Origin of the sequence: Acerihabitans arboris (assembly GCF_010131535.1) — a bacterium.
GTDB lineage: Bacteria > Pseudomonadota > Gammaproteobacteria > Enterobacterales > Enterobacteriaceae > Acerihabitans > Acerihabitans arboris.
This window is the reverse complement of sequence record NZ_WUBS01000013.1, coordinates 180443-197299: the sequence shown is the minus strand read 5'-3', so window position 1 is coordinate 197299 and position 16857 is coordinate 180443. Positions and strand designations below refer to the sequence as shown.

Below are 16857 nucleotides of genomic sequence, written 5' to 3'. Positions count from 1 at the left end.
TACGCCTGGCGACAGCTTGCCCGGACTACGGGCTGGTCGTGCCCGCCGTTTCCCGAAATGCCCGCTCCACCTCTTCCGCCAAAATGGCGATGCCGCGCTCGATTTTACCGGCGTCGGGCACGTAATTCATGCGCATGCACTGCTGGGCGTGCGGCCAGTCGGTTTCCAGCCCGGGGAAAAAATAATGTCCCGGCACCATCAGCACGCCGCGCTGTTTAAGCCGCTGGTACAGCGCCTCGGTGGTAATCGGCAGGTTCTGGAACCACAGCCAGAGGAATATCGCCCCTTCAGGCGTGTGGATCAGGCAACGCTCCGGCGGCAGGTAGCGGCGCAGGGTGGCGATGGTCTGTTGTACACGCTGCTGATAAAACGGCCGGATGACCGTTTGCGACAGCCGCATCAAATCGCCGCGGCGAATCATCTCGGTGGCCAGCGCCGGGCCAAGGCCGCCCGGCGCCAGGCTGATAATGCCGTTCATATTGCTGATGGCGCCGATAATCTCTTCATTGGCAATCACGATACCGCAGCGCGCGCCCGGCAGGCCCAGCTTGGACAGGCTCATGCACAGGATAATATTAGGATTCCACAACGGCGTGGCCGGGGCGAAGATAATGCCGGGAAACGGCAGGCCGTAGGCGTTGTCAATCAGCAAGGGTATCCGGCGCTGACGGGCCAGCGTATCCAGGCGCAGCAGCTCCCGATCGGTAATCACATTGCCGGTGGGGTTGGTGGGCCTGGATACGCAAATCAGCCCGATATCCTCGCCGACCTTCAGATGCTCGAAATCCACGTGATACTTAAACTGGCCGTCGGGCAGTTGGGCGATGGTCGGCTTGGCGGCGACAAACATCTTGTCCTCCAGCCCCGCGTCGGCATATCCCAAGTATTCCGGCGCCAGCGGGAACAGCACCCGCCGCAGGCCGCCGTCCTCGCCGCGTCCGGCAAACAGGTTGAACAGGTAAAAAAAAGCGCTTTGGCTGCCGTTGGTCAGCGCGATATTGCGCGCGGTCACCGGCCAGCCAAGCGCCTGGCGCAGCATGGCCGCCAGCGCGGTCAGCAGCGCGTTTTTGCCCTGCGGGCCGTCGTAGTTGCACAGCGCTTCGTTCAGGGTGCCGTCGGTAAGCATGGACCGGCACAGCGTCTGGAAATAGCGCTCCATCTCCGGGATGGCGGCGGGATTGCCGCCGCCGAGCATAATGGCCTCGGGGTTTCGCAGGCCGTCGTTCATATCGGCCATCAGCTGGCTGATGCCCGAATGACGGGTGAATTTTTTACCGAAAAGCGAGTAGGTCATATCAGGTCCAGGGCCCGTAGTTCGGTCTTCAGGTAGGCGTAATAGATAGGCGCGGCAACCAGCCCTTCCAGCCCGAACGCCGCTTCAAATACCAGCATCGCCAGCAGCAGCTCCCAGGATTTGGCCTGGATGCGGTTGCCGACAATCTCGGCGTTGAGGAAATACTCCAGCTTATGGATCATCATCAGGTAGACCAGCACCACGCCGGCCACCGGCAGCGAGATCGACAGCGCCGAGATAATCATCAGGAAATTGGAGATCAGGTTGCCGATGATCGGCAGCAGCCCGAAGATAAAGGTCGCCACCACCAGCGTCTTGGACAGGGGCAGATGCACCTTGAACAGCGGAAATATCACCAGCAGCAGGATCGAGGTCAGTATGGTATTGACCAACGATATCTTGATTTGGGCAAACACGATGTTGCGAAAGGAGCTGGATAAATTCTGCACGCGCTGCAGCATCTGCTCGCGGAAATAAGTGGTACGCCCCGAGGGCTTATTGAGCGAAATAATCGCGCCGATAATCAGTCCGATCAGGATGGTGATTAAGCCATGTAAAAAGCTGCGCCCCATATTGCGTATGGTAATCAGGTTTTTTTCCACCACGGCAAACACCTGGTTTTTCAACTCTTCCGCGCTATCCGGCAGGAAGGCGGGCAATACATCGGGCAGGCGGTTTTTAACGCCGGAGAAAATGCGGTTGGTTTCGGCGGTTAAATCGATGCCGCGCTGAATATTCGAGGTAAGGAAACTGACCAGGCTGACGATGGAAAGCGTCATCACGATCACCACCACGGCGGCGATGATGCTGACCACCACCCACCTGGCCCGGCCACCGATCACCCTCTCAAACCAGGGGGTGAGGGCGAAGATAATTTCATACGCCAGGAACCCCGCGACAAAGCAGGGAAATAAATGCAGGGGAATAATGATGGCGATAAAAAGCAGCATCATAACAAAGGTGCTGATTTTAATATGAGTATGACTAATGGTCATTATTGTTCCTTTCCATACCGCTCGTTTCCATTTTATCGCATACCAAAAAAAAGCATAGCTTCGCGCATACCGGCGAAGCTTAATTTACAGCTATGATACGCTTATCCCGCCCGGGAGGGCGGGGTATCGATCGGCAAGGACGGTGAAGGCAATAATTATTTTATAACCTGGGGATTAACGCAATTTTCCCGCACCCGGCCGGTGAGGGCGGCGATCAGGTTATCCACCGCGGTGGCGGCCATTTCGTAGCGGGTTTCATCCGTGGCGGAGCCGACATGCGGCAGGGCCACGACGTTCGGCAGGCGCAGCAGCGGAGAATCCACCGGCAGCGGCTCCTGTTCGTAGACATCAAGGCCGGCGCCGCGGATGGTGCGGTTTTCCAATGCCTCTATAAGCGCCGCCTCATCCACCACCGGACCGCGTCCGGCGTTGATTAGGATGGCGCCGGGTTTCATTTTTGCCAACTTTTCGCGGCCGATCAGGTGATGGGTTGCTTCGGTCAGCGGCAGGATGATACAGACAAAATCAGACCTGGCCAGCAGGGTATCCAGATCGCAATACTCCGCGTCAAACCGGCTTTCCGCTTCGGCGTGCTGATGACGGGCGTTGTACAAAACCGGCATCGAGAACCCCAGGCGCGCCCGCTGCGCCAGCGCCATGCCGATACGTCCCATGCCCACCACGCCTAGGGTCTTATGGTGCACATCGACGCCAAACCAACTGCTGTCGACGCTTGCGCGCCACTCGCCCGCCTTGGTCCTGTCTACCGATTCCACCATGCGCCGCGCGGTGGCCAGCACCAGTCCCATCAGGAGATCGGCCACGGTTTCCGTCAGGGCGTTGGGGGTATGCATCAGCGCAATCCCGCGCGCGCTCATTTCATCAACGTCGAACTGATCGTAGCCGGCTGAAATGGTCGACGCGGCCTTAAGTTCCGGCATCGCGTCGAGCAGTGCTTTATCAAATTTGCCGCCGGCGCCGATCGCACCCTGCGCCTGTTGCAATATACCGGCGTGCTTGCGGACATTTTCCCCGCTCAAACTTTCGATTTCGGTAACGTCAAAATGCTCATCCAAACGCTCACGCAGGTTGTCGGGCAACCGCTTGTACAATACTACGGCAGGTTTCATCATCATCTCCGTTGGTAGGCAATGTCATATGGCATATATCAATTATAAGCAGCATACCATTTTTGCCCGCGGGCGGAACATCAGGCGCCGGGTTTACGCCGTACGCGGCACCGCGTTTTCCGCCGGCTTGACGATCAATGTCAGCCATACCGACACCAGCAGCGCCACCGCCATGAATACATAAGAGGCCGACGGCGAACCGGTGGCGCCGTTAAGGTAACCGACCACCCAGGAGCCGACGAACGAGCCGAGGGCGCCCATGCTGTTAATCAGCGCCATCGCTCCGCCGGCGACGTTGCGCGGCAGCATTTCCGGCACTATGGCGAAGAATGGCCCGTAGGGCGCGTACATCGCGGCGCCGGCAATCACCAGCAACGCATACGAACCCCAGAAATGGTTGGCGCCTAGCAGATAGGAACCAATAAACGCCAGCGCGCCGATCAGCAGCAGCGGCCAGACAAATATTTTCCGTTTCTGCATCTTGTCCGACGCCCAGGAGACGACAATCATGGCAATGGTAGCCGCCAGGTAAGGCACCGCGGATAACCAGCCGGCCTGCACCATGCCCATTTCCATACCGTTGCGTAAAATGGACGGCAGCCACAAGACAAACCCATACACGCCGATGCTCCAGGCGAAATATTGGATGCACAGGATAATCACATTGCGCGAACGGAACGCCTCGGCGTAATTATGCACCGCTTTTATGCCTTCCTGTTCCTTGGCCAACTGCCGCTGCAACGCCTGTTTTTCATCTTCGGACAGCCATTTCGCCTGGGCGGGTTTATCATTTACCAATATCCACCAGCAAAACGCCCAGATAACCGCCGGGATACCCTCGAAGATAAACATTTCCCGCCAGCCGAAAGCATTGATTAAATACCCCGACACGACCGACATCCATAATACCGTCACCGGATTGCCGAGGATCAGGAAGGTATTGGCCCTGGAGCGTTCCGCTTTGGTAAACCAGTTGCTGATATAAATCAGCAGCGCCGGCATGACCGCCGCCTCCACCACGCCCAGCGCAAAACGAATCGCCATTAGCATGGGAATATTGCTCACGATGCCGGTCAGCGCGGCGAAGCCGCCCCATAATACCAGGCACCAGAAAATCAGCGTCTTGACGCTGCGCCGTTCGGCATAAATAGCGCCGGGGATTTGAAAAAAGAAATAACCGAGAAAGAACAAGGCGCCCAATAAGGATGACACCCCTTTGGTAATACCCAAATCGTCATTAATACCGGCGGCGGAGGCGAAACTGAAGTTGGCCCGGTCGAGGTATGCCAGACTGTAGCTGATAAATACAATCGGCATAATATACCACCAACGCTTTGGTGCTAATTTGGCTAAGCTCATAGACGTATTCCTTCATTGATAGTGCTGCTATTCGTGCTGCTGCCCAACCGCCGGAAGTTGGGGTAGGGGCGGATGCTAAAATGTCGTTATTATTCTTCCGGCGTGGTCATTCGCCGTCGCATAGACTGGCTGTATAGGGTTTTGGTATCGGTTCCAGTGAGGCCCCGGGAACATCTTCCCCATCGCTACACGGCCTCGCCGTGCGTCATGGCATCCGCAATAACGCGACATAACGGCGGGTTATCGCCGCCAGGTCGTCCCCTTCTAGCGGAAACTCGATAGCGCGCGGCGCGTCGTCCGGCAGGCCGGCCAGCAGCCGCCGCCAATCCTGGGCATCGTTTTCCGGTGGCGCGGCGCGCCAGCCCTTATCCGCCGGGGCCGCAACCTTGACATGGATATAGCTGACAAACGCGGACAGCGCCGCCGCAGCCGCCTGTGGATCTTCATCCACCCAACGCCAGTTGCCCATATCAAACGTCATGCCGACCGGCAGCCGTGCGTCCCGCGCCCGGCGCAAAAAAGCGCTTATGGGAGCGAGCGCGCCGCATTCGGTCTGGTCGTTTTCCACCATTAACCGCACCGGCTGGGCTGCCAGCAAGGCGTTCAGCGAGTCGATATCAGCGGTGGGAGAATAATGGCCTAAGGACAATTTTAGCCGTTCGGCGCCAAGCTGGCGCGCTTCGGCAAACAGCTGCGGCAACAGCGGGTTCGGCGCGCCGTCGGGGGCAAACAGGGCCTCCGGCGCGGAATAAATGCCGCGCAACCCCAGGCCGGCGATTGCCCGCGCCAGCTCCGGCAGGCGCGTTAATTCGGTTTCCGTGAGCAGCTCACGGCGTATTTCCACCCCGCAGGCGCCTGCCTGGGCGATAATCGGCAGCAGCTCGCCCTGCCCGCCCATGGCAAGAACGTTATCGTTGCCGTACGCGGCGGTGACTACAAACACCTCATGTTTCATCTCAGGCTCCCCGGCGGATACGTTTTGCGCGGTTATGGATTTACGGTAGATGGTACCGGTTCCATTGAGAAGTGCGTTGTGTCGGATTTATGATCGACGTCACTAATTTAAATCCGTGGGAATCCTGAGGGGATAACCTGTTTTCGCAAAGCGCGGGGAGGGATTGATTGAATCTATGGCATGTATGCCATAAACAAGGGGGTAATTCACGTGGTATATATCCTATAGCCGCTCGGCCTGGCCCAGCGGTAGATAAGTTATAAAAATCAATCGATTTTTGCGTTAGGCAGATAAAATCCCCGGTTACGCTGATTTAGCCATCAGCGCCGCCAAATCATGATTTTCACCGGGTGGTAGACCCCCGCACGATCAGCTCGCCGCTGAACGCCTGTTCGCTCACCGGCTCATCGGCGCCCTGGATGCGTTTTAACAACTGCTCCAGCGCGGCGTAGCCGATTTGATAGGTGGGTTGTTTGAACGTGGTGATGCCCACGCCCGCCAGCTCCGCCCATTCCAGTTCGTCAAAGCCTAGCAGGCCGATATCGCTGCCCCAGTGCAGGCCCTGGCGCCGCAGGGTGCGGGCGATTTGCAGCGTCAGTGCGCCGTTGGCCGACAGGATGGCCTTGCGCATGCCGCGGTGGCGCCGATTGAAGTCCTGGATGATGGCGGCCAGGGCGTCGGTATCGCTCAGCGCGCATTCCGCCTCTTCCGCCGCCAGATCCGGATAGGCCGCCAGGAAGGCGCGGAACGCCTGTAAGCGTTCGATGCGGGTATTGACCGTGCCCAGCGGCTCGCTGAGGAACATAATGGCTTCAAATCCCTGCTCGATCAGGTGCCCGGTGGCGCGGGTCGCCGCCTCGCGGTTATCCAGGCCCACCATGTCGCAGGCGAAATCGGGGATCTTGCGGTCAATCAGCACCATCGGCAGCAACGACTGCTGCAGCATGCCGAGCGCGTCCTCATGCATGCCCACCGCGTTAACCACGATGCCCTCCACCTGGTAGCCGTTCAGTAACTGGAGATAATGCCGTTCCTGGTTCACTTCATTATTGGTGTTGCACACCAGCAGGGTAAATCCGTGCTGGCGGCATGCGGCCTCGACGCCGCGCATCACGTCCACGGAGTAGGGATTGGTGATATCGGCGAGAATCAGGCCGATCAGCCGCGTCTGTCCCCCCTTCAGGCTACGGGCCATCTGGCTGGGGCGATAGTTGAGCTGCACGATGGCCGCTTCTATGCGCGCCTTCAGATCGTCGGAAAGCAGGTTGAGTTCGCCGTTTAAATAACGCGATACGCTGGTCTTGCCGCTGTTGGCGGCTTTAGCGACATCGCTGATGGTGGCGCGTCCCGAGGCGTAGGATCCCTTTTGCTGGCTCAAGGCTTATTTCTCCTGATATAAACTGACGCGCATCCGCGGATGGAATTCGCGCGCCCGGTGGGCAACGGGCGGCTTACCGTTAGCATAACGTTTCCCCCGTGGGTAACAACCGCTTTCAACCGGCGCGCCATTGCAGGGTGAGCAGCATATGGCCGGTATCGTCATTAAACGCTTTGCCGATTTCCCGGAAATCCTGGCGGTAATAAAAATCGCACGCGGCACGGTTCAACTGATAGACCTCAAGCGTCAATACCGGATAACGCTGCTTTACCCGCGCCATCAGCGCCTGCCCGATGCCCTGGCGATGGTAGCGGGGGGCGACAAAAATCGCGCCGACAAACTGCGCCATCATCACGCTGATAAATCCGGTGATGACGCCATCGCGCTCATCCACCCAGCTTTGGGCGCGCGGCAGGTACTCGTCGCGCACCAACGGCAGGCTTTCCCGCCAGTAACCGGCGCGGATAAACGGATGGGCGCGGGTGGTGCTCTCCAGCCACAGCGCCAGCAGTACGGGCATATCGCCGGGTCGTAACGGCCGGATCATCGCCTTACTCCTTAATTGGGCTGTATATCTTACCGCCAGAGGGTATACTGGCGCATTCTTAATAAATCCACTTTTATCGCGTGCGAATTCAACATGCAAAAGTTTGATCCCAAGACCTTTCAGGGCCTGATCCTGACCTTACAGGACTACTGGGCGCGGCAAGGCTGTACCATTGTCCAACCGCTGGATATGGAAGTCGGCGCAGGCACCTCCCATCCCATGACCTGCCTGCGGGCGCTGGGACCGGAGCCGATTGCCGCCGCCTACGTACAGCCGTCGCGTCGTCCCACCGACGGCCGTTATGGCGAAAACCCCAACCGCCTGCAGCACTATTACCAGTTTCAGGTCATCATCAAGCCCTCGCCGGACAATATCCAGGAATTATATCTCGGCTCGCTGAAAGAAGTCGGGCTGGATCCGACCATTAACGATATCCGTTTTGTCGAGGACAACTGGGAAAACCCGACGCTCGGCGCCTGGGGCCTCGGCTGGGAAGTGTGGCTCAACGGCATGGAAGTCACGCAGTTTACCTACTTCCAGCAGGTGGGCGGGCTGGAGTGCCGTCCGGTGACCGGCGAAATCACCTACGGCCTGGAGCGGCTGGCCATGTACCTGCAGGGCGTGGACAGCGTCTATGACCTGACCTGGAGCGACGGCCCCCTGGGCAAGACCACCTACGGCGACGTGTTCCATCAAAATGAAGTGGAGCAGTCCACCTATAACTTCGAATACGCCGACGTCGATTTCCTGTTTGTCTGTTTCGACCAGTACGAAAAAGAAGCGCAAAAGCTGCTGGCGCTGGAAAACCCCCTGCCGCTGCCCGCTTATGAACGTATTCTCAAGGCGGCGCACAGTTTTAACTTATTGGATGCCCGCAAGGCCATATCGGTTACCGAACGTCAGCGTTATATCCTGCGGATTCGCACCCTGACCAAGGCGGTCGCCGAGGCTTATTACGCTTCCCGGGAAGCCCTGGGTTTTCCGATGTGCAAAAAGAACGAGAAATAAGAGGCCGGCCATGACGCAACACACTTTCCTGGTGGAAATCGGCACGGAAGAGCTGCCGCCCAAGGCGCTTCGCCAGCTGGCGCAGTCTTTTGCCACCTTGTTCGGCGCCGAACTTGACGGCGCCCACCTGCCCCACGGCGAGATAAAATGGTTCGCCTCGCCCCGCCGCCTGGCGCTGAAGGTATCTAACCTTGGCGTTTCCCAGGCCGACAGCGAAATTGAAAAACGCGGTCCCGCCATAAGCCAGGCGTTTGACGCCGACGGCCAGCCCACCAAGGCGGCCGTCGGCTGGGCGCGCGGCTGCGGCATCGCCGTCGAACAGGCGGAACGCCTTACCACCGACAAGGGCGAATGGCTGCTCTACCGGGCGTCGGTTAAGGGCAAGCGCGCGCAGGAACTGCTGCACGGCATGGTCAACACCGCGCTGGCAAAACTGCCGATCCCCAGGATGATGCGCTGGGGCGACAGCGACACGCAGTTTATCCGGCCGGTGCATACCGTCACCATGCTACTGGGCGACGAACTGATTCCGGGACGGGTGCTGGGGATCGACTCCGGCCGCACCGTGCGCGGCCACCGTTTTATGGGCGAGGCCGAACTGACGCTGGATAATGCCGATCAATACCCGTCCCTGCTGCTGGAACGCGGCAAGGTGATGGCCGATTATGAACTGCGCAAGGCGCAGATCAAGCGCGACGCCGAAGCGGCGGCCCGGGATATCGGCGGTATCGCCGATTTGACCGACAGCCTGCTGGAGGAAGTGGCCTCGCTGGTGGAATGGCCGGTGGTGCTGACCGCCCGGTTTGAGGAAAAATTCCTTGCCGTGCCGGCCGAGGCGCTGGTCTACACCATGAAGGGCGATCAGAAATACTTCCCGGTATATGACGCGCAAGGCAAGCTGCTGCCGCACTTTATTTTTGTCTCTAATATCGAATCCAAAGATCCCCGGCAGGTGATTTCCGGTAACGAGAAGGTGGTGCGCCCCCGTCTGGCGGACGCCGAATTCTTTTATAACACCGACCTGAAAACCCGCCTGGAAGACCGGCTGCCGCGCCTGGATACCGTATTGTTCCAGCAGCGGTTGGGCACCGTGCGCGATAAAAGCGATCGCATCGAGTCGCTGGCGGGCATTATCGCCGGCCAGATTGGCGCCAGCGTGGAACATTCCGCCCGCGCCGGGCTGCTGTCCAAATGCGACCTGGTGACCAATATGGTGTTTGAGTTTACCGACACCCAGGGCGTGATGGGCATGCACTACGCCCGCCACGATGGCGAGCCGGAAGACGTGGCGCTGGCGCTGAAAGAACAGTACCAGCCGCGTTTTTCCGGCGACGCCCTGCCGTCCACGCCGGTCTCTTGCGCCGTGGCCATCGCCGAGAAGATGGACACCCTGGCCGGTATTTTCGGCATCGGCCAGCACCCTAAGGGCGATAAAGACCCGTTTGCGCTTAGGCGCGCCGCGCTCGGCGTGCTGCGCATTATCGTCGAGAAAAACCTGCCGCTGGATTTGGCCGCCCTGGCGAGCGAAGCCGCGCGCTTGTACGGTGAAAAGCTCACCAATGCCCGGGTGGCGGATGACGTGGTCGACTTTATGCTTGGCCGCTTCCGCGCCTGGTATCAGGAAGAGGGCCACGCCGTCGACACCATCCAGGCGGTGCTGGCGCGCAGGCCCACCCGCCCGGCGGATTTTGACGCCCGCGTCCGGGCGGTGACCTATTTCCGTACCCTGGACGCGGCGGCATCCCTGGCGGCCGCCAACAAGCGCGTATCCAATATCCTGGCAAAAGCCACCGATACCCTGAACAAGGACGTGCGGGCCGCGGTACTGAAAGACGCGGTGGAAATCCAACTGGCGACCCATCTTACGGTGCTGCGCGATAAGCTCGAGCCGCTGTTTGCCGCAGGCCGCTATCAAGAGGCGCTGGCGGAGCTGGCCACCCTGCGTGAGCCGGTGGACGCGTTTTTCGATAAGGTGATGGTGATGGATGACAACGCCGAGGTGCGGGTTAACCGCCTGACGCTGCTCGATCAGCTGCAAAAGCTGTTTTTGCGGGTGGCGGATGTTTCGCTGTTGCAATAGTCCGTTGCGCGCAAGGCCGGTCCGCCTGCCTTGTTGGGGTAGATAGCCGGCCCCGGCAAGGCTGGCCGGTTTACAATACCGGCCACGCAATTCATCATCTGGGAAACGGGGAATGAGTTGAAGAATAGTCCTGCGCGCATGTTCATCTCATATCCCTATTAACCCAGCGTTATACATCAGGACGTTAGGCGTTCATGTTTTCAGAATTTGGACTACTCTTAACCCCATAACGACGAAGGGCGTATATCAACCCGACTTAATCTGTTTAGAACGTCAAAGGAGTATTGGTCATGATGTTAAGGGACAGACTTGCACAGTTTCGCTATGCGCTGATGATTCCAGTACTATTTATGCTGGCGCTGCAGATTACCGCCTGCGGCGACAAGGAGCCGGAGCAGCGCAAGGCGTTTATCACATTTTTGCAAACCACTATCCTGCCGGGCGGCGAGCGGCTGCCGACGCTTTCCGAGGATCAGAAAAAGCAGTTCGGCACCTATGTAGCCGACTACCAGATCCTGCTGATGTTTACCCAGCAATATACCCAGGCGGTGAATGCCAGCCTGCTGCCGGTGCTTGATCAGGTCAACCAGATCCGGGTGCCGCAGGATTACCTTACCCATCGGGTGGATTTGCAGCAGTCCGCGGGCGCCCTAAACCTGCTGGAGCCGCAAATCGAACGCCTGAAAAAACAGGCGGATGACGCCCGCGCCGCCCTGAAGCAGCCCGACGATTTGAAGGCGGTGTATGAGCAGGCCTATACCAAGCTGGTGATTCAGCCGGCACAGCAGGTTACGCCGGTGGTGACCAGCGCCGCCACGCTGTCGGAAACGTTGATCCAGGTGGGTAATTTCCTCAATATGCAGGGTACCCAGGTGACCTACGGCCCTACCTCGGTGGCGTTTCCCACCCGTCTGCAGGCTACGCAATACAATGAGCTGATGGCCGGGCTGCAAAACCAGCACCAGCAGTTGATACAGGCGCAGACCGTCGCCGGCGCCGCCCTGCGTTAACCGCGGGGCGTTTTTAGCCAAGGTGGCCCCCGGGTCACCTTTTTGCAACATACTCTCCTGATAATGGCGGCGGGAGAAGTGCGCAATGGCCTACAACGTCGTGGTAAGTTTCTTACAGCTTTTGCCGACCAATCCCGCAGTTTACCGGGTAAATCAACCGGTAAGCCGCGCGTATCCCCACTAGCCGGGCGTGATGATAAATAATTTGTGATACAAATCACATTTATCAAACAAATACCCGACAGCTTATGGTGATCTACATCACAATTTAGTCGCCGTTAGTCTCCTAAAGTTATAATTGTGGTTTTTTTTCATAAGAAATTTGTGATTAATATCACCTATATAGGGGCTAAATAGGGGGTGCAATGGTGATGTTTATCACAATTTCTCCACTCAGTACGCATTCGTCACGTAGCGTGGTAGAGTCCCGCTGCTTATAGAACTGCCGACAGAAAATTTAACACTGTCGCAACAATTTTCACGCGCCCTTATTGTCCGGCGCGTATCAATAGGGGTGTTTTTTATGGCTTCTTCGGATATCAAGGTCAGAGTACAAAATTTTGGCCGCTTCCTGAGCAATATGGTGATGCCGAATATCGGCGCCTTTATTGCCTGGGGGATCATCACCGCGCTGTTTATCCCCACCGGGTGGACGCCAAACGCGACCCTGGCTAAGTTGGTCGGCCCCATGATCACCTACCTGCTGCCGTTGCTGATTGGTTATACCGGCGGACGGCTGGCCGGCGGCGAACGCGGCGGCGTGGTCGGCGCCATTACCACCATGGGCGTGATTGCCGGGGCGGACATGCCGATGTTCCTCGGCGCAATGCTGGCCGGTCCGTTGGGCGGCTGGGCCATCAAACGTTTCGACCGCTTGGTGGACGGCAAGATCAAGAGCGGCTTCGAGATGTTGGTCAACAACTTCTCCGCCGGCATCATCGGCATGATCCTGGCGATCATTGCCTTCCTGGCCATCGGGCCGCTGGTTGAAATCCTGTCCCATATCCTGGCGGCGGGCGTTAACCTGATGGTGCGCCATGATTTGCTCCCCCTGGCCTCGATATTTGTCGAACCGGCAAAAATCCTGTTCCTGAATAACGCCATCAACCACGGTATCTTCTCGCCGTTGGGCATCCAGCAGGCTACCGCCACCGGCAAATCGATCTTCTTCCTGATTGAAGCCAACCCGGGTCCGGGCATGGGCGTGCTGATTGCCTATATGATCTTCGGTCGCGGCAATGCCAAGCAATCCGCCGGCGGCGCGGCCATCATCCATTTCCTGGGCGGTATCCACGAAATCTATTTCCCTTACGTGCTGATGAACCCGCGTCTGCTGATCGCGGTTATCCTCGGCGGCATGACCGGCGTGTTTACGCTGAGCGTGCTGCACGGCGGCCTGGTGTCCCCGGCTTCCCCGGGCTCCATCCTGGCGGTATTGGCCATGACGCCTAAAGGTTCCTATTTCGCCAATGTTACCGCCGTGATCGCGGCCTTCGCCGTGTCCTTTGTTATCGCGTCGATTTTGCTGAAAAGCATGAAAGTCAAGGAAGGCGACGACCTGGAAGAAGCCACCCGCCGCGTGAAAGACATGAAAGCCCAGTCCAAAGGCATGGCCGCGCCGGTTACCGCCGGCGCCACCGGCGACCTGGCCTCGGTTCGCAAGATTATCGTGGCTTGTGACGCCGGTATGGGTTCCAGCGCCATGGGCGCCGGGGTACTGCGTAAAAAAGTCAAAGAGGCGGGGCTGTCCAATATCAGCGTCACCAATACGGCCATTAACAGCCTGCCGGAAGACGTGGATCTGGTGATTACCCACCGCGACCTGACCGAGCGGGCCATGCGCCACGCCCCACAGGCGCAGCATATCTCGCTGACCAATTTCCTGGACAGTGGGCTGTATACCGACCTGGTGGCGCGGCTGGTTGCGGTGCAGAAGACCGAAACCAACCAGAATAAAGTCATCACCACCCTGGACGACAGCTTTGAAGACAGCGAGCAGAACCTGTTCCGTCTGACGGCGGCCAACATCTTCCTCGGGCAGCAGGCCGACCATAAGGAACAGGCTATCCGTTTTGCCGGTGAACAATTGGTGAAAGGAGGCTACGTGCTGCCGGAATATGTGGAAGCGATGCTGGATCGTGAAAAGCTGACGTCCACCTATCTGGGTGAATCCATTGCGGTACCCCATGGCACCATCGAGGCCAAGGACAAGGTATTGCGCACCGGCGTGGTGTTCTGCCAGTATCCGGCGGGCGTGCGTTTTGGCGATGAAGAAGACGATATTGCCCGTCTGGTGATTGGTATTGCCGCGCGCAATAACGAGCATATCCAGGTGATCACCAGCCTGACCAATGCGCTGGACGACGATGCGGTCATCCAACGCTTGATCAATACCACCGACGTGGATGAAGTGCTGGAGCTGCTCAAAGGCAGCAAGGCAGCCTAAGTCGACGCAGGCGATGGATACGGTTGTATTTGAGAGGGGGCCTGCATTGGCCCCTTTTTAACTAAGAGAATCCAAGGTTAAATCTATGAAAGCATTACATTTCGGAGCAGGTAATATCGGACGGGGATTTATCGGCAAGTTATTGGCCGATGCCCAGGTTGAAGTGGTGTTTGCCGACGTCAACCAAAGTGTGCTGGACGCCTTGAACGCCAGGCACGAATACGAAGTCCATGTGGTGGGCGAGCAGTCCCATGTGGAGCAGGTGAGCGGCGTCAGCGCCGTTAACAGCACCGGTGGCGAGGTGGTGGCATTGATAGCCGGCGTTGATTTGGTCACCACAGCCGTGGGCCCGCAGATCCTGGAGCGTATCGCCGGCACGGTCGCCAAGGGTTTGATCGCGCGCCATGACGTGGGCAACACCCGGCCGCTGAATATTATCGCCTGTGAAAATATGGTGCGCGGCACCAGCCAGCTGAAACAGCATGTGTTAAACGCGCTGCCGGAGCAGTATCACGCCTGGGTCGCGCAGCACGTCGGTTTTGTCGACTCGGCGGTGGATCGCATCGTGCCTCCGGCGGCAACCGGCACTCTGGATCCCCTGGCGGTGACGGTGGAAACCTTCAGCGAATGGATTGTGGACAAGACCCAGTTCGTCGGCGAGCCGCCGGCCATAGCCGGCATGGAGCTGACCGATAACCTGATGGCGTTTGTCGAGCGTAAGCTGTTTACGCTCAATACCGGCCATGCCATCACCGCCTACCTGGGCCAGCATGCCGGGCATAAGACCATCCGCGACGCGATTCTAGACCCGGCCATTCGCCAGGTGGTCAAAGGCGCCATGGAAGAGAGCGGCGCGGTGTTGATTAACCGTTACGGTTTCGAGGCGCCGAAACATGCCGCCTATATCAACAAGATCCTGCAGCGTTTTGAGAACCCCTATCTGCATGACGACGTGGAACGCGTCGGCCGCCAGCCGCTGCGTAAGCTCAGCGCCGGCGACCGCTTGATCAAGCCGCTGCGCGGCACCATGGAGTACGGCCTGCGTCACGACAACCTGCTCAAGGGCATTGCCGCCGCCATGCATTACCATAGCGAGCAGGATCCCCAGGCGCAGGAGTGGGCGGCATTGCTGGAAAAATCCGGACCCGGGGCTGCGCTGGCGCAGGTCTCCGGTCTTGAGGAAGACAGCGAGGTGGTAGCGCAGGTGGTGGATATTTATAACGCCATGCAATAATGATAAATACCCGGCGGCAGGGCGCTTCCCGTCGCCGGATGTTACATGGTGTTCGGTGATGACGGAAAATACTCAACTGTACGAAAACCAGGTCCTCGAACAACTGAACGCCGGCACTACGGTCAGGGATTTGATGGGCGCGGCGGTGGGATTATTGGCCGAGGCGGTCAATATCCTGGTGCTGCAAATATTTCGCAAGGATGATTACGCGGTAAAATACGCCGTGGAGCCTCTATTGATCGGCGCCGGCCCGTTAGGCGAATTGACGGTGCGCCTGAAGCTGGTTTATGCGCTTGGGGTGATCAGCCGCCAGGAGTATGAAGACGCCGAACTGCTGATGGCGCTGCATGAAGCCTTGCAGGACGATCCCAACGAATACCGTTTTACCGACGATGAGATCCTCGGTCCGTTCAGCGAGCTGCACTGCGTCACGGCGTTTCCTCCATTACCGGCGTTCTCGCGCGCGCCGGGAGATGACGCGCTGGTCAGGATGCAGCAGCAGCGTTACCAGCAGATTGTCCGCTCCACCATGGTCCTGTCGACTACCGAGTATCTGGTGCGCATCAGCGCCAAGAAAGCCTTCTCCGATAAGTTATTACTTAAATAATCCCGAGCGCCATATAACAAAAAAACCATCCCCCGGGATGGTTTTTTGCATTTAACGGACGCCGGTTATTTAGCTTCGCTAAACCGTTTGGCCGCTTCGTCCCAGTTCACGACGCTCCAGAAAGCTTTGATATAGTCCGGACGACGGTTCTGGTATTTCAGGTAATAGGCATGTTCCCATACGTCCAGGCCCAGGATCGGGTAGCCGGAGGCGCCGGCGATGGCATCGCCCATCAGCGGGTTGTCCTGGTTGGCGGTGGAGACCACGGCCAGTTTGCCGTCTTTCAACACCAGCCAGGCCCAGCCGGAGCCAAAACGGGTGGCGGCGGCTTTCTCAAACGCTTCCTTAAACGCGTCGACGGAACCCAGATCGCGTTCAATGGCGCTTTTCAGTTCACCCGTGAGGGTGGTGCCCAGCTTAAGGCCTTTCCAGAACAGGCTGTGGTTGGCGTGACCGCCGGCGTTGTTACGCAGCACGGTTTTTTTGTCCGCCGGCACCTGGTCGAGTTTTTGGATCAGTTCGTCAACCGGCAGGCTGGCGAGTTCCGGCAAGCTTTCGAGCGCGGCGTTGGCATTGTTGACATAGGTTTGATGATGCTTGGTGTGATGGATTTCCATCGTTTGTTTGTCGAAATGAGGTTCCAAGGCGTCGTAAGCATAAGGCAAGGATGGCAGAGTATAGCTCATCTTAATCTTCTCCATTTATTTTAGGTGAGCGGCACCCTGAACGAATGTTAGTGCCGCGTAAGCAATCCGATCATTATAGTTAATTAAACGTTTATTAAAACGTTTATCAGCCTCTTTTAAAGAACATG

Annotated in this window: 14 protein-coding genes; 6 read left to right on the top strand and 8 right to left on the bottom strand. The window is 58.1% G+C overall.

The genetic code is table 11. The annotated features are described in order from the left end of the window. Positions 1 to 25 precede the first annotated feature (25 nt). From GRH90_RS18325 to GRH90_RS18295, 7 genes are all read right to left on the bottom strand, one after another. On the bottom strand, positions 26 to 1294 hold the full coding sequence (locus tag GRH90_RS18325) for a valine--pyruvate transaminase (RefSeq protein ID WP_162367400.1): 1269 nt from the start codon (positions 1292 to 1294) through the stop codon (positions 26 to 28). Beyond that, a complete protein-coding gene (locus tag GRH90_RS18320; RefSeq protein ID WP_162367399.1) occupies positions 1291 to 2289 on the bottom strand; it encodes an AI-2E family transporter in 999 nt (332 codons plus the stop codon). The genes GRH90_RS18325 and GRH90_RS18320 overlap by 4 nt, the downstream gene beginning before the upstream one ends. Before the next feature lie 155 nt (positions 2290 to 2444). Then, entirely contained in the window at positions 2445 to 3419 is a 975-nt protein-coding gene (gene ghrB / locus GRH90_RS18315; protein WP_162367398.1) for a glyoxylate/hydroxypyruvate reductase GhrB, read from the bottom strand. 93 nt (positions 3420 to 3512) lie between these two features. After that, positions 3513 to 4778, bottom strand: a complete 1266-nt coding sequence (locus GRH90_RS18310; RefSeq protein ID WP_162367397.1) for an MFS transporter — start codon at positions 4776 to 4778, stop codon at positions 3513 to 3515. A 205-nt stretch (positions 4779 to 4983) separates the two neighbouring features. Then, the gene (locus GRH90_RS18305; protein WP_162367396.1) at positions 4984 to 5733 is read right to left on the bottom strand and encodes a sugar phosphate isomerase/epimerase family protein; all 750 of its coding nucleotides are present in this window, start codon (positions 5731 to 5733) and stop codon (positions 4984 to 4986) included. A gap of 343 nt (positions 5734 to 6076) precedes the next feature. After that, positions 6077 to 7111 (bottom strand): LacI family DNA-binding transcriptional regulator, encoded by a 1035-nt coding sequence (locus GRH90_RS18300; RefSeq protein WP_162367395.1) that lies wholly within the window; start codon positions 7109 to 7111, stop codon positions 6077 to 6079. A 115-nt stretch (positions 7112 to 7226) separates the two neighbouring features. Next, entirely contained in the window at positions 7227 to 7658 is a 432-nt protein-coding gene (locus GRH90_RS18295) for an N-acetyltransferase (protein ID WP_162367394.1), read from the bottom strand. Between the two features lie 93 nt (positions 7659 to 7751). On the opposite strand from GRH90_RS18295, the gene glyQ reads away from it, so the two are divergent. The 6 genes from glyQ to GRH90_RS18265 all read left to right on the top strand — a co-directional run bounded on the left by glyQ (position 7752) and on the right by GRH90_RS18265 (position 16043). Continuing rightward, on the top strand, positions 7752 to 8666 hold the full coding sequence (glyQ, locus tag GRH90_RS18290; RefSeq protein ID WP_162367393.1) for a glycine--tRNA ligase subunit alpha: 915 nt from the start codon (positions 7752 to 7754) through the stop codon (positions 8664 to 8666). 10 nt (positions 8667 to 8676) lie between these two features. Beyond that, positions 8677 to 10746, top strand: a complete 2070-nt coding sequence (gene glyS, locus GRH90_RS18285; protein ID WP_162367392.1) for a glycine--tRNA ligase subunit beta — start codon at positions 8677 to 8679, stop codon at positions 10744 to 10746. A gap of 293 nt (positions 10747 to 11039) precedes the next feature. Next, positions 11040 to 11756 (top strand): DUF3053 domain-containing protein, encoded by a 717-nt coding sequence (locus GRH90_RS18280; protein WP_162367423.1) that lies wholly within the window; start codon positions 11040 to 11042, stop codon positions 11754 to 11756. Between the two features lie 523 nt (positions 11757 to 12279). Then, positions 12280 to 14202, top strand: a complete 1923-nt coding sequence (locus GRH90_RS18275; RefSeq protein ID WP_162367391.1) for a PTS mannitol transporter subunit IICBA — start codon at positions 12280 to 12282, stop codon at positions 14200 to 14202. An 85-nt stretch (positions 14203 to 14287) separates the two neighbouring features. After that, on the top strand, positions 14288 to 15436 hold the full coding sequence (locus GRH90_RS18270) for a mannitol-1-phosphate 5-dehydrogenase (protein WP_162367390.1): 1149 nt from the start codon (positions 14288 to 14290) through the stop codon (positions 15434 to 15436). Positions 15437 to 15494: 58 nt separating this feature from the next. Beyond that, on the top strand, positions 15495 to 16043 hold the full coding sequence (locus tag GRH90_RS18265; RefSeq protein ID WP_162367389.1) for an MltR family transcriptional regulator: 549 nt from the start codon (positions 15495 to 15497) through the stop codon (positions 16041 to 16043). A 65-nt stretch (positions 16044 to 16108) separates the two neighbouring features. On the opposite strand, the gene sodA is transcribed toward GRH90_RS18265, so the two are convergent. Beyond that, positions 16109 to 16729 carry a superoxide dismutase [Mn] gene (gene sodA / locus GRH90_RS18260; protein ID WP_162367388.1) on the bottom strand — a complete coding sequence of 207 codons (621 nt, stop codon included), beginning with the start codon at positions 16727 to 16729 and terminating at the stop codon, positions 16109 to 16111. Positions 16730 to 16857 lie beyond the last annotated feature (128 nt).

Excerpts from the sequence above, each read along its gene's own strand:
- glyQ (WP_162367393.1), top strand. The coding sequence starts at position 7,752 with ATGCAAAAGTTTGATCCCAAGACCTTTCAGGGCCTGATCCTGACCTTA.
- GRH90_RS18270 (WP_162367390.1), top strand. The coding sequence starts at position 14,288 with ATGAAAGCATTACATTTCGGAGCAGGTAATATCGGACGGGGATTTATC.
- GRH90_RS18310 (WP_162367397.1), bottom strand. The coding sequence starts at position 4,778 with ATGAGCTTAGCCAAATTAGCACCAAAGCGTTGGTGGTATATTATGCCG.
- GRH90_RS18295 (WP_162367394.1), bottom strand. The coding sequence starts at position 7,658 with ATGATCCGGCCGTTACGACCCGGCGATATGCCCGTACTGCTGGCGCTG.
- GRH90_RS18265 (WP_162367389.1), top strand. The coding sequence starts at position 15,495 with ATGACGGAAAATACTCAACTGTACGAAAACCAGGTCCTCGAACAACTG.
- GRH90_RS18280 (WP_162367423.1), top strand. The coding sequence starts at position 11,040 with ATGTTAAGGGACAGACTTGCACAGTTTCGCTATGCGCTGATGATTCCA.
- GRH90_RS18275 (WP_162367391.1), top strand. The coding sequence starts at position 12,280 with ATGGCTTCTTCGGATATCAAGGTCAGAGTACAAAATTTTGGCCGCTTC.
- glyS (WP_162367392.1), top strand. The coding sequence starts at position 8,677 with ATGACGCAACACACTTTCCTGGTGGAAATCGGCACGGAAGAGCTGCCG.
- GRH90_RS18305 (WP_162367396.1), bottom strand. The coding sequence starts at position 5,733 with ATGAAACATGAGGTGTTTGTAGTCACCGCCGCGTACGGCAACGATAAC.
- GRH90_RS18325 (WP_162367400.1), bottom strand. The coding sequence starts at position 1,294 with ATGACCTACTCGCTTTTCGGTAAAAAATTCACCCGTCATTCGGGCATC.
- GRH90_RS18320 (WP_162367399.1), bottom strand. The coding sequence starts at position 2,289 with ATGACCATTAGTCATACTCATATTAAAATCAGCACCTTTGTTATGATG.
- sodA (WP_162367388.1), bottom strand. The coding sequence starts at position 16,729 with ATGAGCTATACTCTGCCATCCTTGCCTTATGCTTACGACGCCTTGGAA.
- ghrB (WP_162367398.1), bottom strand. The coding sequence starts at position 3,419 with ATGAAACCTGCCGTAGTATTGTACAAGCGGTTGCCCGACAACCTGCGT.